The organism is Micromonospora sp. NPDC004704 (genome assembly GCF_053601675.1).
The window spans coordinates 1-15,550 of sequence record NZ_JBSGCD010000055.1 but is presented as its reverse complement, the minus strand read 5'-3'; the positions used below and the strand labels follow the sequence as shown (position 1 = coordinate 15,550).

At 66.0% G+C, this 15,550-nt stretch carries 9 protein-coding genes; 6 read left to right on the top strand and 3 right to left on the bottom strand.

Annotated features, from left to right (window positions below; all coding sequences use genetic code 11):
- Window positions 1-109: 109 nt before the first annotated feature.
- On the top strand, window positions 110-499 hold the full coding sequence (locus tag ACWEFB_RS36455; protein WP_452292809.1) for a hypothetical protein: 390 nt from the start codon (window positions 110-112) through the stop codon (window positions 497-499).
- A gap of 73 nt (window positions 500-572) precedes the next feature.
- Here ACWEFB_RS36455 and ACWEFB_RS36450 read toward each other — a convergent pair whose 3' ends face one another.
- Window positions 573-908, bottom strand: coding sequence for an integrase core domain-containing protein (locus ACWEFB_RS36450; RefSeq protein ID WP_452292808.1), 336 nt, complete (start codon window positions 906-908; stop codon window positions 573-575).
- A 314-nt stretch (window positions 909-1,222) separates the two neighbouring features.
- On the bottom strand, window positions 1,223-2,023 hold the full coding sequence (locus tag ACWEFB_RS36445) for an AfsR/SARP family transcriptional regulator (protein WP_452292807.1): 801 nt from the start codon (window positions 2,021-2,023) through the stop codon (window positions 1,223-1,225).
- A gap of 538 nt (window positions 2,024-2,561) precedes the next feature.
- On the opposite strand from ACWEFB_RS36445, the gene ACWEFB_RS36440 reads away from it, so the two are divergent.
- From ACWEFB_RS36440 to ACWEFB_RS36420, 5 genes are all read left to right on the top strand, one after another.
- Window positions 2,562-5,558, top strand: a complete 2,997-nt coding sequence (locus ACWEFB_RS36440; RefSeq protein WP_452292806.1) for a DNRLRE domain-containing protein — start codon at window positions 2,562-2,564, stop codon at window positions 5,556-5,558.
- Window positions 5,559-5,702: 144 nt separating this feature from the next.
- Window positions 5,703-12,110 (top strand): RHS repeat domain-containing protein, encoded by a 6,408-nt coding sequence (locus ACWEFB_RS36435; RefSeq protein WP_452292805.1) that lies wholly within the window; start codon window positions 5,703-5,705, stop codon window positions 12,108-12,110.
- A 72-nt stretch (window positions 12,111-12,182) separates the two neighbouring features.
- On the top strand, window positions 12,183-12,764 hold the full coding sequence (locus ACWEFB_RS36430) for a DUF6346 domain-containing protein (RefSeq protein ID WP_452292804.1): 582 nt from the start codon (window positions 12,183-12,185) through the stop codon (window positions 12,762-12,764).
- 536 nt (window positions 12,765-13,300) lie between these two features.
- The gene (locus ACWEFB_RS36425; protein ID WP_452292803.1) at window positions 13,301-14,233 is read left to right on the top strand and encodes a DUF6959 family protein; all 933 of its coding nucleotides are present in this window, start codon (window positions 13,301-13,303) and stop codon (window positions 14,231-14,233) included.
- Window positions 14,234-14,485: 252 nt separating this feature from the next.
- Window positions 14,486-14,902: an ASCH domain-containing protein gene (locus ACWEFB_RS36420; RefSeq protein WP_452292802.1), complete on the top strand. Its 417-nt coding sequence runs from the start codon at window positions 14,486-14,488 to the stop codon at window positions 14,900-14,902.
- Window positions 14,903-15,077: 175 nt separating this feature from the next.
- Here the strand turns inward: ACWEFB_RS36420 and ACWEFB_RS36415 are convergent, their stop codons facing one another.
- Window positions 15,078-15,329, bottom strand: a complete 252-nt coding sequence (locus tag ACWEFB_RS36415) for a DUF7662 domain-containing protein (protein ID WP_452292801.1) — start codon at window positions 15,327-15,329, stop codon at window positions 15,078-15,080.
- Between the last annotated feature and the right edge of the window lie 221 nt (window positions 15,330-15,550).

Here is a 15,550-nt window from a genome sequence, read left to right as displayed (position 1 = left end):
GCCGATGACGTGCCCGGAGAGCACGCCGGAGCCAGTCCAGCAGGTGGTGGGCATGCATGGGGTACCTGCCCGAGGCGTTGGCGGCGAATACGTCGCCTTGCCTAGGGCAGTGTTCCTGGATGACGTGCCAAACTTGCTGGCCTTCGGGCAAAGTGGGCTTACTGGTCGGATCTGTGTGGAGGGTGATTCTCTTGAGATCGTCCATGTTCCAGTGCCTGGAGCTGCGAGGGTCAATCCTGTCAACTCGAATCTGATTGCATTTTCTGCCTGCATCGAGGTTGCGATTGCCCGATTCCCTTATTACACCTATGAGACAGCGGAGGAAGACGGGGAAGAGGTTGCCGATTATTTACGTAACCAACTCTTGGCGATCGATCGGGCAGTTGGTGCGCATGATGGCCTGTGGGAGACGTTCCTTGATGATGTGGCTATGGGGAACTATGCCGAAGAAGAATTCGAGCATGCGCCATTAGGTGATGGCGGGGAAAGCTTGGCATAGCATGCCGCGTAGGCCAATTGGCTTGATCACTGACCGGGCACCCTGTCCTTGCCGAAAACCCCATCCGCACAGGTTAGGCGGCATGCTGGTACTCGTGGAGGATGCCGCCGAGGCGATCGCGTCTTCGTATGTCGAGGCGGGCCAGTTTGTCCGGGTCGGTGATCTGTGTGGGCAACGGGCGTAGCGGGCGTGCGTTCGCGATGCCCTGGTGTGGACGGTGTGCGTTGTAGAACTGTTCGAACTCGCGTAGGGCGTGGAGCAGGTGCCGCTGGTTCCAGATCAACGTCCGGTCCAGTAGTTCGAGGCGGCAGGTCTGGACCCACCGTTCCATGATTGAGTTCATTCTCGGCATCTGGATGCCGCTGAGCACGATGTCGATGCCCGCGTCGGCGAGGATGGCGTCGAACAAGTGGGGGAATTTGCCGTCCCGGTCGCGAATCACGAGTCGGGCTCGCGGGTGCCGGTCCTGCTGAACGTTCCCTTGGGAGCAGATTTGAGAGCAGGGGTTATGGCCTGCCTCGACGCCGTACGACTTCGGAAGAGTGCTTCGCTTCGGCGCCTGGTATGGGCGCTGAGCAGGACCGATATGGACCGTGACCTCTTCCCGAAGCCGGAAGCGCTCGGGCCGGGCTCTTTCGTGCAGCTGACCTCTCTAGAAGTGCAGATTGAATAGGGATGGATGTTAGAAAGGAAGGCCGTCCGTCGGCTCCCGGACGTCCCGTGTTAGGTGCGTCCGAGCAGGGTCATCGCGGTCGATTGGATGGCGTGTTCGTCGCGGCGCAGGATCGCGGTTTGGAGTTTCTGTAGGCGGCTGGCGGGCTCCATGCCGAGTGCCTCGTTGAAACTCCGTCGGGCCTGTTGGTACGCGTTCAGCGCGCCGGCCGGATCCCCGGCGAGGTAGAGCGTTCGCATGAGTTGTTCCCATGGGCGGTCGCGCAGGGGATGTTCGAGGACCAGGGCGCGGGTGTCGGCGAGCAGGTCCGTGGTCGCGCCAAGGGCCAGGCGGGCGTCTACGAGATCCTCGATGGCGACGACGCGTTGTTCGTTCAGGTGGGTGAGTTGCTGTCCGAGGGTGCCGGCGGCGGCGAGGTCCTGGCCAGCGGGGCCCCGCCAGAGCGACAGTGCTTCGCGCAGTGTTGCGTCGGCCAGGGCGTAGTCGCCGTTGAGTAGATGGTCGCGTCCACGTCTGGCGAGGTCGGCGAAGAGGCGGCTGTCCAACTCGTGGTGGTTGAGGATGAAGCGGTAGCCGCCCTCGTGGCCCATGGTGATGAGTCTTGTGGCTAGGTCCGGGTGGCCGTCACGCAGGCTGACGCGTAGCCGGGCGAGATAGCTCCGCAGGTTTGACGCGGCTGATCTGGGTGGTGTGGACCAGAGGGCCTGGCTGAGCCGGTCGATGGTGACGCGTTGACCGCCGGCTAGCAGCAGCACTGCCAGCACCCCGCGCATCATCGCCGACGCCAGGATCAGATCGCTGCCGTCGACCGTCGTTTCCAGTGCCCCCAGTAGGGCGAATCTCAGTTCCATCAGGTCCCCCACCTGCAGTGTTGATCAAGAAGCTAGAGGTCGCGGGCCGGTAGTCGCAAGGGGGGCCACAGGCAGTTGACGGCGTGGATGTGCACCACGCATGCGCAGCGTGCGCGTCCGCCGCGCATCCGGCAGCCAGGCTCAGGCCGACTGCTGGACTGAGGGAGAGCACATGGGCGGCGGGACAGGCCGGAAGTTCGACGTGGGGCTGGGCGGTTGGGCGGGCCAGTCCCTGTCCCGGCCCTTCGGCGCCCCGCCACCCCAGCCGTCCCGGATCGGGCCGGTGCTGCGGGCCGTAGTGGCAGGCACGATGCTGGCAACCGCGGCAGTGGCTCCCCCAGCAGGTGCGGCTGCGGCGGCCCCGCTGACGGCTGTACCGCCGGTGTCCGGGGCATCCGCTCCGGCGGAGTTGACCGCAGCGGACGAAACCTCGGCGACCGCGTTGGCGTACCGAACGCGTCAATCCGTGCTCGTTACCGGACTGACCACCGAGACTTCGCTGACCTGGGCACAGCCCGACGGTACGTACAGGTCGACCGTGAGCCTGACCCCAGAGCGGGTTCACCAGGACTCGGGTCGGTGGGTCGATATCGACCTGACGATGGAGCGCAAGCCGGACGGCAGTGTCGGTCCCCGGGTGTCGGCTCGGCCGTTGCGGCTTTCCGGTGCCCGGTCGGCTGGCACGGACACGTTGGTGAGTCTGGGCGCGGGCGACCAGCGCACCGACCTTGGCTGGCGCGGCGCCCTGCCCGCTCCGGTGCTGGCCGGTAACCGGGCGACGTATCAGGAGGTGAAGCCCGGTGTCGATCTGGTGATCGAGGCGCGGTCCGCCGGTTACGAGTACTCGGTGGTCGTCAAGAACGCGCGAGGTGCCGCGAACGTCGCCTCGGTGGCGATGCCGTGGCGAACCGGCAGCCTCACGCCGACCCCGCTGGCCGGGGGCGGGCTCCAGTTGCGGGCGGCATCGGGAGAGTCAGCGGTGGTGCCCGCGGCGCAGATGTGGGACGCGCGGCTGTCACCGACGTCCGGGGAACCGGCCCACCGGGAAGCCGTGCCGATGTCGACGACGGCCGGCGCGGGTGGAACCGATCTTGTCCTCACACCGGACCCGACATTCTTCCAAGACCCCCAGTTGACCTATCCGGTGACCATCGACCCTCCGGTCAACCTCACCCCGGCCTACGACGCCTTCGTGGAAAACACGATCTCTTCGACTGACATGTCTGGCGACCCCGAGTTGAAGCTCGGCTACAACGACGACGCCGACGGCGGATGCGGATCCGGTTGCACCGCTCGGTCCTTCCTCAGTTTCCACTTCATGGACAGCTACAAGGGCGCGAGTGTGGTCTCGGCCGAACTGTTCCTCTGGAACAACCACTCGTGGTCCTGCACCGCCACCCAGTGGGAGGCGTGGCGTACGTCGTACGTCACCTACAGCGCGCGGTGGAACAACCAACCCGCATGGACGGAGAAGGACGGAACGTCCAGCGGTACGAAGGGCTACAGCGGCTGCGGCGCGGGCTGGGTTTCGGCGTCGGTGAAGAACACGTTCCAGCACACCTTCGATGTCGGTGACTCGACCACGAACATCGGGCTGCGGGCGACGAGCGAGTCCAACCACAACGGGTGGAAGCGTTTCAACTCCTCCGAGGCGTCGTCGAATCGGCCGTACGTGACGTTGACCTGGAACCGCAAGCCGAACGTTCCTGGCAACCAGTCAATCGACTCGTGCTACTCGGCCTGCGCCTCGCCCGCGGTGGTGCGCTCCGGTACGCCACAGTTGTCCGCGACGGTGTCGGACCCGGACGCCGGCACCCTGCGCGCCGAATACGAGGTCTACGACAACAGCCACACCACCCTCAAGGCGAAGTCCGGTACGGCGGTGACGGGCGTGACGTCCGGATCGGCCCGACCGTGGCGCGTGGTGCCGGTGTCCGGCGCCGCGCTGCCGGACGGTACGTATCAGTGGCGGGTACGCGGCTGCGACTCGTACACCTGCGGCGACTACTCGGCGTGGTTCACCTTCACCGTGAACACACAGGACCCCTCGCTGCCAGCGGTATCGGGCGCCCCGTACACGGAGAGGTCGACCGGGACGTGGAACGGGGGACCGGGGCAGACCGGGTCGTTCACCTTCGGTCCGAACGGTTCGACGGATGTCGCGGAGTACATCTACAGCCTGAACTCGGCGAGTTCGGTGACGGTCCCCGCCGGCGCCTCGCAGGCGGAGTTGCTGACGCCAAACCAGCAGCAGGTGTCGACGGATCTGACCGGTTTCGCCAGCGGCAACGTGGTGAACACGCGCAGCACCTCGCTCGGACACAACAGTCCGACGTCGTTGCAGGTGGTTCCGGGCACCACCGCCACACCCGAGAGCACCAGCGGCGACACCCGGGCGGCCCTCGGCTCCGAGTACGTGATGGCGCTCGGGATGCAGGCCGGTAAGCGGTACGCGATCACCGGCTGGATCTACGTCCCTGCCGCGACCGGGCTGAACCCGACCGATCAGCGGGGCCTGCGGATCGTGGCGATCACGCAACGCGACGGCGCGTACATCTCGACGCAGTCGGCCCGCCCGACAGCAGTTGACGGGTGGCAGCAGCTCACGGTGACGCTGAGCATCCCGAGCGGGGCGACCCAGGCCTTCGTCCGGCTCTACAACGGCTTCGTCGCCGGATCGAACAAGTCGGTGTACTGGGACGACCTGTCTGTGCGGGAGGTTGTCGGCGGCTCCACAACTCAGTCGATCACCCCTGACCGGGACGGGCTGAACGTGTTGCAGGTGCAGTCACGTAACAGCGCCGGGGCCACCTCCGACCCCAAGGTGTACCAGTTCCTGGTCGCGCCGAGCAGCGGCTCCTGGGCCTGGAGCCTCGACGAGGGCACGGGAACCACGGCGGCGTCGGTGCCGAACACCCGACCGGCGACGCTCAGCCCGTCCGGGGTTACCTGGACCTCGCCCGGCCGGGTAGGTGCCGCCGCGGTGTCGCTCGCCGGCGCCGGGGATCTGAGTACGTCGTCGCCGGTGCTGAACACGACCGCCGCGGCCGGGTTCACGGTGGCCGCCTGGGTCCGGTTCACCGGTTCCGGGGACTGGCAGACCGCAGTTTCGCAGGACGGTACGCAGACGTCGATGTTCCGGCTGGGCTACCGCGCCGATCGTGACCTGAACGGTGACGGCGTGCCTGATCCGGCGTGGTGCTTCACGGTGAAGTCGAGCGATTCGGGCGGCTCCGGGTCGTCCGCCGCCTGCACCACGGACTACGTCGTGCCGGGGGACTGGGTGAGCCTGGTCGGCGTCTACGACCAGGCCCACGGCAAGGTCGAGCTGTACGTCAACGGGACACCCGACATCGGCGGGTCGTACGCGGAGACGGCAACCGGTGCCGCCTGGTCGGCTACCGGACCGTTCGCCATCGGCCGGGCGTGGCAGGACGCGGCCCCGTCGGACCGCTGGGGCGGCGACCTCGATCACGTCTACGCCGTCCAGCAGGTCTGGCCCGACTCGAAGATCAATCAACACGCCCTGCAGTAACGCAGGCAGTAACGCGGAAGTTCCGCGGCAGCACGAGAAATCACTTGCGGTAACGCGACCGGATGGGTCGTCAGTTCAGCACGTCCGTTGGGGAGGAGCACCGTGAGCGCTGTAGGCAGGTCAAGGGCGTTTCGGGGAACGGCCATGACGAGACTTGGCGGGGTGGGACAAGGCGTCGCGCTTGCGGCTTCGGCCGTACTGGCGGCGACCCTCGTCGGTGCGGCTCCCGCCGCCGCCGCGGTCGCGCTGTGGCAGCCGCCGACAGCGGAGAACGTGGCGGGTGTCGCGGTGCAACCCGTCAAGCACTCGACCCGACCCGTATGGACCGCAACGGATCACGAGGTGCGGGCTACTCCGGCCGTGCACTGGCCCACTGGTACCGCGAGCGTGGACCTGACCGCTGCCGGCAACGCCACGAGTGCCCGCTCAGCGTCCGCCGCCGGATCGGCCGGGGTCCGGGCCGGAGGATTACCGGTATGGGTGGCAAGAACACCGACTCCGGCGGGGCAGGACCTGCTGCGATCGACCGGCGTCCCGGCGACGGTGGTGAACCGCGTCGGCGTGGAGGTGGCTGACCGGAGCGCCACCACCGCGGCCGGTGTATCGGGCCTGTTGCTGAAGATCCGACGATTGGACGGCGTACGTGGATCCGGGGTGGTGGACCTGCACGTGGACTACTCGGGCTTCGCCGGTGCCTACGGCGGAGACTGGTCCTCCCGGCTGCACCTGGTGACCGTGCCGGGGGGCAAGCCGCTGGCGAGCACCAACAACCCGGCCACCAGTACCGTGACGGCCTCCGTGCCGCTCGCTGCGGATGGCACGGTGACCTCGTTGGCGGTGACCGCGGGAGCCTCCGGTGACAACGGGGACTACAGCGCGACGAGTCTGAGCCCGGCGAGCAGCTGGCAGGTGTCGCAACAGACAGGCGCCTTCGCGTGGTCGTACCCGTTGCGGGCAGTGCCGGCGGTCGGCGGACCGGAACCGTCCCTCGGACTGTCCTACTCCTCCAGCAGCGTCGACGGTCGCACCGGCGGTACCAACACGCAGGGCTCGTGGATCGGGGACGGCTGGGACCTGTGGCCGGGCTACATCGAGCGGCAGTACAAGGGATGCGCGGACGACAAGGATGCGGTGAGCGGTGTCGCCCCGAACAACAAGAGCGTCAGCGGCGGCGACCAGTGCTGGGCCAAGCCCGAGGGCAACGCCACGATCTCGCTGAACGGCCGCTCCACTGAACTGGTCAAGTCGGCCGGAAACACCTGGAAGGGCGTGTCCGACGATGGGTCCCGGATTGAGTTGCTGAAGGACACCACGCTGGGCAACGGTGACACGGACGGGGAGTACTGGAAGGTCACCACGGTCGACGGCACCCAGTACTTCTTCGGTCGTAACCTCGCCCCGGGTGGTGCCTCCGCGAGCACGCCGACCAACTCCGTCTGGACCGAGCCGGTGTACGGCAACCACCCGGGTGAGCCCGGTTACGTGGCCGGAGACTTCGCCGCTTCCCGTCAGACCCAGGGCTGGCGGTGGAACCTCGACCAGGTGATCGACCCGCACGGCAACACGATGACCTACTTCTACGAGAAGGAGGCAGGCGCGTACGGCCGCGAGGGCGACCCGACGAAACGGACCACGTACGACCGGGGTGGTTGGCTGTCCCGGGTCGAGTACGGCAACCGCATCGACGCCGCCGTGACCACGCACGCCTCCGCCCAGGTCCTTTTCGACGCGGCCGACCGGTGCGACACCAACTGCTTCTCCGGAGCCGACCCCGTCACTGCGTCGTGGCCGGACACCCCGTGGGACCAGTACTGCAAGGCGGCACCCTGCACCGACCAGACGTCGCCGACGTTCTGGACCCAGAAGCGGCTGTCCCGGATCCGGGCCCAGGTGTACTCAGGCTCCGGCTCCACCTACAACGAGGTCGAATGGTGGACGCTGCGCCACACCTACCTGCAAACCGGCAGCAACGAGGGTAAGCCGATGTGGCTGGCCGGCATCACCCACACCGGCAAGGTAACCAGCGCAGGTGGTGCCGAGGTCTCCGACCCGGAGGTCGTGTTCGACCCGGGAGCCGAGGCGCCGGCGAACCGGGTCGACGGACCGGCCGATGGTCGTTCCAACCTGTTCCGCTTCCGGATCAACACGATCACCACGGAGTCCGGAGCCCAGATCGCGGTCACCTACTCGCCGACCGAATGTACCCGCAGCACCCTGCCGTCGCCGTCGGCGAACGGCAAGCGTTGTTTTCCGCAGTACTACGCCCCGCAGGGCGAGGAACCGACCCTGGACTGGTTCCACAAGTACGTGGTGAACCGAATCGACGTGTACGACAACACCGGCGGGTTCAGCCACGAGCAAACGAACTACGACTACATTGGCGCGCCGGCCTGGCACTACGACGACTCCGAACTCGTCCCGGAGAAAAAGCGCACCTGGGGCGACTTCCGTGGCTACCAGGACGTGCGGGTGCGCCAAGGACTGGAATCAGGACCGCAAACCACCACCGAGTACTTCTTTCTGCGTGGCATGGACGGCGACAAGCAGCCGAGCGGCGTACGGGACGTGTGGTTCACCGACTCGCAGGGCACCAAGGTCGAAGACCACGAAGCGCTCTCCGGCTTCCTCCGAGAGGAAATCGCCTGGTCGGCCGCTACCGGCGGAGCCGTGCTCTCCGGATCGATCCACGATCCCTCGATCCAGGGGCCCACCGCGACATCCGGGCACCTGAAGGCATGGATGACCAACACCGGCACCACCCGGGAACGCACCGTGATGCCGGACGGGAGCATGCGATGGACCAAGAACATCACAAGCTTCAACGCGGACAACCTGCCCATCCAGGTGGAGGACCTCGGTGACGAGGCAACCACGGCCGACGACCAGTGCATCCGGACCTGGTACGCGCGCAACACCGCCAACTGGATGCTCAACCGCGTCAAGAGGACCGAAACGGTAGGCGTCGGCTGTTCGGCCACGCCGACCCTGCCCGGCGACATGCTCGCCTCCACCCGGACCACCTACGACGCGCCCGGCAACAACTGGGACACCTACCTGCCGGTCAAGGGTGACGCGGTCAAGGCCGAACAGATCGGCTCCTGGTCCGGCACCACCCCGAACTGGGTAACCACCGCCCACTCGACGTACGACGCCAACGGCAGGACCACCGAGATTTACGACGCGCTCGACCAGCGGATCGCCACCGCCTACACCCCGGCGAGCACGGGCCCCGTCAACACCGTCACCGTCACGAACCCACTCGGTCAAACGGCCACCACGACATACGTGACCGCGTGGAACGTGCCGGCGACCACGGTCGACCCCAACAACGCCCGTACCGACCTGACCTACGACGGACTCGGACGCATGCTCGCGGTGTGGCTGCCCGGACGTCCCAAGGCCACGAACGCGACCACACCCAACAGCCAATTCAGCTACCTGGTGCGGAACAACGCTCCGAGTGCGGTGACCACCAAGACCCTGCTGCCCAGCACCTCGGCGACGTACCAGACCGAGATCACGCTTTACGACGGGCTGCTGCGGCAGCGACAGACCCAGATACAGGCCCACGGCGGCGGACGATTGCTGACCGACACTGTGTACGAATCACGCGGGCTGGTCGACTGGACGTCGAACCCCTACTACGACACCAGCAACACCGCACCGAACACCACCCTGGTAGCCGGCGCCGGCACGCCAGCGATCCCAGCGGTCACCCGGAACCTGTACGACGGCGCCGGGAGGCTCACCAACGCGATCCTCATGACCGGCTCCACCGAGAAATGGCGAACCACCACCTCCTACGGCGGCGACCGGACCAGCATCGTCCCGCCGAAGGGCGGCACCGCCACCACAACAATCTCCGACGCCTTGGGGCGGGCCACCGAGCTGCGTCAGTACAGGGACTCGGCCAACGTCGGTAGCGACAACCCGGCTACCTTCGACCGCACCGCCTACACCTACACCGACCGGAACGAGCTGGCCACAGTGACCGATCCAGCCGGCAACGCCTGGCGATACAGCTACGACCAGCTCGGCCGCAAAATCAGGGACGAGGACCCGGACAAGGGTGTCAGTATCTCCACCTACGACCTCGCCGGACAGTTGCTCACCACCACCGACGCCCGCAACGTGACCATCGCCTACACCTACGACAAGCTGGGCCGAAAGACATCAATGCGGGACGGCTCGGTGAGCGGGAACAAGCGGGCGGAGTGGGTTTACGACACCCTGACCAACGGAATCGGGCACCTGACCAAGTCGATCCGCTACGAACCGGCCGGGTCGACAAACGCCTACGTCAACGAGACCGTCGGCTACGACACCGCCAGCCGCCCCACCGGCAGCAAACTCACGCTCCCCGCCAGTGAGAGCGGACTCTGCGCCGCCGGCGGCACCACGCCCTGCACCTACACGTACGCCACCACCTACCGCCCGGACGGGCAGATCGCCTCGGCCACGCTCCCGGCCGAGGCGGATATACCGAGCGAGAAACTCACGTACTCGTACACCGACGTTGGGGCGCCCGACGACATCATTTCCGCCCAGCAGACCTACACCTACGACGTCACCTACAACAAGCTTGGACAACTCACCCAGCGTGTGCTGGGAGATGAGGGCTCCCGCACCTGGGTCACCTCCACCATCGACGAACCGACGGGCCGGGTGATGAACACCAACGCCCTCCCCGAGCTCAAGGCGGAGATTTTCAACAACACCTACAGCTACGACGACGCCGGCAACATCACGAAGATCGCCGACACTCCCAACGGTGGGCAGGCGGCCGACGTTCAGTGTTTCGGCTACGACTATCTGCGCCGGCTCGGCGAGGCGTGGACGCCGGGCAACGGGGAGTGCAACCCGCAAACCCGCAGCGTTGCCGGCCTCGGTGGACCGGCCCCGTACTGGCAGACATACACGTACGACGCCGTCGGCAACCGATTGACCGACACGCGGCACGCCGCCACCGACACCACCCGTACCTACACCTACCCGGCACAGGGTGGGGCGGCCGGCTCGAAGCCGCACGCGGTCACCCAGGTCGTGACCACCGGAACAGGCAGCCGGACCGACAACTACACCTACGACGCCACCGGTAACACCAAGACCCGGCCCGGCGGTACCAACGGCCAGACCCTGACCTGGGACAACGAGGAGCACCTCGACACCGTCGCCGACTCGACCGGCACCAGCAGCTACCTCTACGACGCTGACGGCGAACGGCTGGTCAGCCGGGACCCGGGCGGCGCCACCCTGTACCTACCCGACGGCAGTGAGATCCGTAAGCCCACGAGTGGAACGGCCACCGGCACCCGCTACTACAACCACGCCGGCACGACCATTGCCATGCGTACTGCAGCCGGCCTTTCCTGGCTCGTCGGCGACCACCACGGTACGACCGAAGCCACCATCAGCAACACCGATCTGGCGGTAGCCCGTCGCCGCACCACCCCGTTCGGTGAGGTCCGAGGCACTATCAGTGGTACATGGCCCAACGCGATGGACAAGGGTTTCGTCGGTGGCACCATCGACAAGACCGGCCTCACTCACCTCGGAGCACGCGAGTACGACGCCGGCCTCGGACGCTTCATCTCCGTGGACCCCGTCCTGGACGTCACCGACCCGCAGCAGATGAACGGGTACGCGTACGGCAACAACAGCCCGACCACCCTGAGTGATGCCAGCGGGCTGCGTGCCGAATGCGGCAGCGGAAGTGTCTACGACTCCTGCGACAACGCCGTACCTGCGGCACCAGGCTCGCACGCCGCGCAGACGTTCGGTGGTTGGAGCAACAACAAGGTCGGCCTGAATCACTGGGGTCGCCCGGTGCAACACGTCCGGAAACCGGGCGAGGAACCGCCCGCACCGCGCAAGCCCAAGAAAAGCAGCAACTGGCTTGGTCGGGCGTGGAACGGTGCCTCGGACTTCGTACGGTCGCACGACGCAGCAATCGTCGGATTCACCGTCGGCCTCGTTGTCGGCCTCGGCTGTACTGCTATCACGGGCGGGGCCGGCGCTGTCTTCTGTGGCGCGCTCGCTGGCGGACTCGCCGCCACTGCCCAAGGGGCTATGGACGGGAAGAGAGGGATGGACCTGTTGTATGAAGGGCTCATCGGTGCCGGTCTGGGCGGCCTCGGTGGTGGCGTTGGCGCCGTATTCGGCAGTGGTGTCAGCGGTTTGGTCGGTGCTGGCGCCAAGGGCTTCGGCACCGAGTCCATGGCCGCAGTCAGGGCACTGGGCCCAGACCTCCTGAAGTCCACGAAAGCCTTTGCGTGGAAACCCGTGGGTAGGTTCCTGGCCAGCTCAAGTAATAATATCGGGGGCGAATATCGGGCGGCGGTGGCGGCCACTGGTGGACCGCTTAGGGGCCTTGCCAGTCAACTCGGCGCCGTTGGGCGAGATGTCGGCAAAGGGGCGATTTCCGTCAAGAACGGTGTAGCTCCCGCGGTGGTGTCGAGTGTTTTTCCCGGCACGAGAGACGATCTCCGCAGTGGCCCCGCCTTTAATCCGGTGAACATGATTCCGGGTCTCCTGACCGCAGGCCTGGACTGAGTGGTACTACCGCTGGCCTGGCGTGTAATGTGCCAGGCCAGCGGTAGTACCGGAGACGAGAATGTAGGTTCCGTGAAGCAACGCGTGCGGTTCGCGATGATCGGGGTGCTGTTCTTTGTGCTGTGGCTCATCGTAGCCGCCGCGTTCGCCACGGTGACGAGTTTCTACCCCGGTACGGGTTCGACCAAGGGTCGCAGTGCAGAGAAGTCGGCGATTGCTGACGTGCGAGAATGTGAGCGATCGGGGCCGCTGAGTAAGTACGGCTACGGGTACTGGTACGAATGCCGGATAAGTGTGAGTGTCGCAGGCGGCGAAGCTGTCGATGCGATCGTCGGTCGATCCATTGTGAGGCATGCAGACGTCGGCAAGAAGGTGGAACTCCGGCAGCTATGCTCGCTTCGGGACAGCACCGATTGTCGCTATGGTCGTCCGACGAGCCGGTTTTGGACATTTCTTGTTCTGGCGCTTGGGGTAGTTAGCCGCGGCGTGTCGATCGCCTTCGTTCTCATAATTCTGTACTACCTGTTGAACGCGGTCATCGGGCAGCGGCGCTACCGATCGATGGTGGATAGGATGCGCAACCGGTCGCGGAGAAAGAAGATGGAGCCGGTTGATCGCTGGTTTGATGAGCGGGAGCGGCGACGTCGCCAGTGAAATAAGCGCCTCTTCGTGATGCAGCCTCGGGATCAACGACCGCCCGTTGGGTGCCCGCACATTGGCTGACAGCGCATCGCCCGAGCGTTTCCCGGCACCGACGGGCGGGGCGTTGGAAGCAAATTGGGAGCAGCAGGGCGCTCCCAATGGCGCTGAACGGCGTTCAACCTGGTTGAGCTGCTCTAATTACCCCAGCGTCTGCCTGCGGTACCGGCATCCGTGCTGCTCAGGACGTTGCGGACCGTTCCTCGACATGAAGAGTGCAACGGCGCTGAGCGGACGTCAAGCGCTCTCTATTTTGCCTGACAGAGTCAGGTGCGGGGGAGAGTGCGGTAACGGGTGCTGGTCCTGCTGAACGTTTCCTTGGGAGCAGATTTGGGAGCAGGGGTTATGGCCTGCCTCGACGCCGTACGACTTCGGAAGAGTGCTCTGCTTCGGCGCCTGGTGTGCGTGCTGAGCAGGGCTGATTTGGACCGTGACCTCTTCCCAAAGTCGGAAGCGCTCGTGGGGTGGGGGAGGTCGCTTGATGTCGGCAGGTGCCGGTCGAGCAAGGTGCCGCGGTGTGGTGCGATCATCGTCTGTTGGGTGATGAGCAGGCGCGTGTGCTCGCGCGCGGGACGAGCATCGCGGTGACTCAGTTGGAAGGGCGCGCGTCCCCGGGTATCCATGTGCAGGGGGACACGTTTCTCGCGTTGCTGCAGCAGTTCGACGACGTCGCCGGCCGGTTGCGGGAGGCTGTGGGTGGCCCTGAAGCGTTGGAGGATCTGGACCACGCCGTCGAGGAGATGGCCCAGATCCTGCGTTTCTACGAGTCGGTGCTGGCAGCGCACGGTATCCGGCTGCCGTACGTGGGGGCGGATGGCGGCCGAGGTGGTGCTGGCGTATGGGATGCCGGCTCGACGCGAGAGGTCGGGCGACGGGGTAGTGCCAGGCTGCGACGAGCTGTCCTGGAGGGTGTGGCTGCCTACCTCGCGGACGAGGACGCCGATGTTTGCAACGTCACCGATGCCGCGATCAGGGAGGACGCACCGGCGGCAGCGTTGCACCGCACTGCCCTGGCGGCGGACGCGGTAACGGCCCTGGCTGGTGTGTCAGGGCGTGACCCGCAGGATGTTCTACGGACGCTGCGTCGAGATAGCTCCGGCCGGTTGGTGTCGGCTGAAGCCGCAAGCGAAGGTTCTGATTTGCCGTCTGGGGTGCAGGTCATCTATCCCGAGGCTATGGACGAGTACGACTGGGCGATGACCGGTGCCAAGGGTTGGATCGAGGTGACGGTCCGTTGGGCCGGTGCTGAGAAAGCGGTCACCTTCTACGACCCGACCCGGCTGGCCCAGGAGGTGCAGGACGCTTTGGTCGAGATCGGCCATTTTGCCGAGGGAGTTTCAGTCGTCGTGCCGACAGTGACGCAGGAAGCCATCGAAGCGGTCGTAGTCCTGATGGCGCGGCGGGATTTCGTCGATATCCGCTGAGGTGTTGCACCGGCCGGACTGGCCGCCCTGGGTGTTCCGGACGTTCGGCACAGTCGGGCCGGGCGGTACGACAGTGTGTAGCGAGCGTGGTCGGTCTCCGCTCTTCGCATGTCCGGTTGTCGGCTGACACGGGAGCGGCCACGGAGCGTGACGGTTTCGGCTGGTAGTTACGCGCACGGTCGGCGGCAAATCCGGGTACCTGATTGCGGTCAGGTCGCGGCGGCGTGTGGCCTCTTCGCTTAGCCTTATGCCGTGACTACCGAGCTGCCCACATTCGAGTTCGCCTTTTCCGGTCCGTTGCGCGACAAACTGGTCGCCGCCGTGCTCGCTGGCACCAAGACCGCCACCACTGGGTTGCTCCAGGACTACGAGATCGACGGCGAACCGCTTCCGGCCGTGGGCACCCGAGCGGCCGTGGTGAACTCCGCCGGGCGTCGGGTCGCGGTGATCGAGGTGACCGACGTACACGTCAGTCGGCTTGGCGATGTCGACGTCGACCACGCCCGCGACGAGGGCGAGGGAGACGACTCGGTTGCCTCCTGGCGAGCCGGGCACGAGAGCTACTGGCACGGACCGGACTACCGCGGCTGGCTACGAAACCCGGACTTCACCGTGGACGACGACACGCCGGTCGTGCTGAAGCGGTTCCGCCTCGTCACGGTGCTCTGACTTGGAATGAGCCGGGTGCACCCCGCTGATCTCCCAGGCTGTAGGCGATGCTCTCGTTTCGGCATACGCGCGGGCACCGCACGAAGGTTGACCTGACGCAGCGTAACCGGCGCCTGAACCCGCCATGTGTACGGTAGGCGACAGATCCGGATGCTTGGCCGGCTCCGTCGGACGACTACGACCGGCTGCGAATGAAGGTCACCGACTCACACGGCAGGTCGATGCTGTCAACCTGCCAACCGGCGTTCAACCACGCATGTGCTTGGACGCGCGTTTTGTTGAAGGTGTTGCCCCACCACGTCCGATCGGATCGTGCGGTCGGTGGCAATGATGCGGCAATGATCTCCTCAAGCCGCTGGAACGACATCCGGATCGTGTCCCGATCCTGTCGCTGAAGGAAGGCGGTCAGAGGTTCGTACTTCGCCATCGCAAAGCCCTCCCAGGTCGTCGGCGTGGTTCGCTCGCATCGCGTAGGAGTTTCACGACGACGTCGGAGGCGACGGTAGTCGATGGCAGCGCCAGATCACGATCTTCGGCACGCCGGGGTACCCGATCGGCGGCTACTTATCTACTGGTGTTACGACCGCAGCCCGGCCAGGCTTGGTCGAGGTGACCGGCGGGGTCGCTCTTTCGGCGGCTGCCCACCGT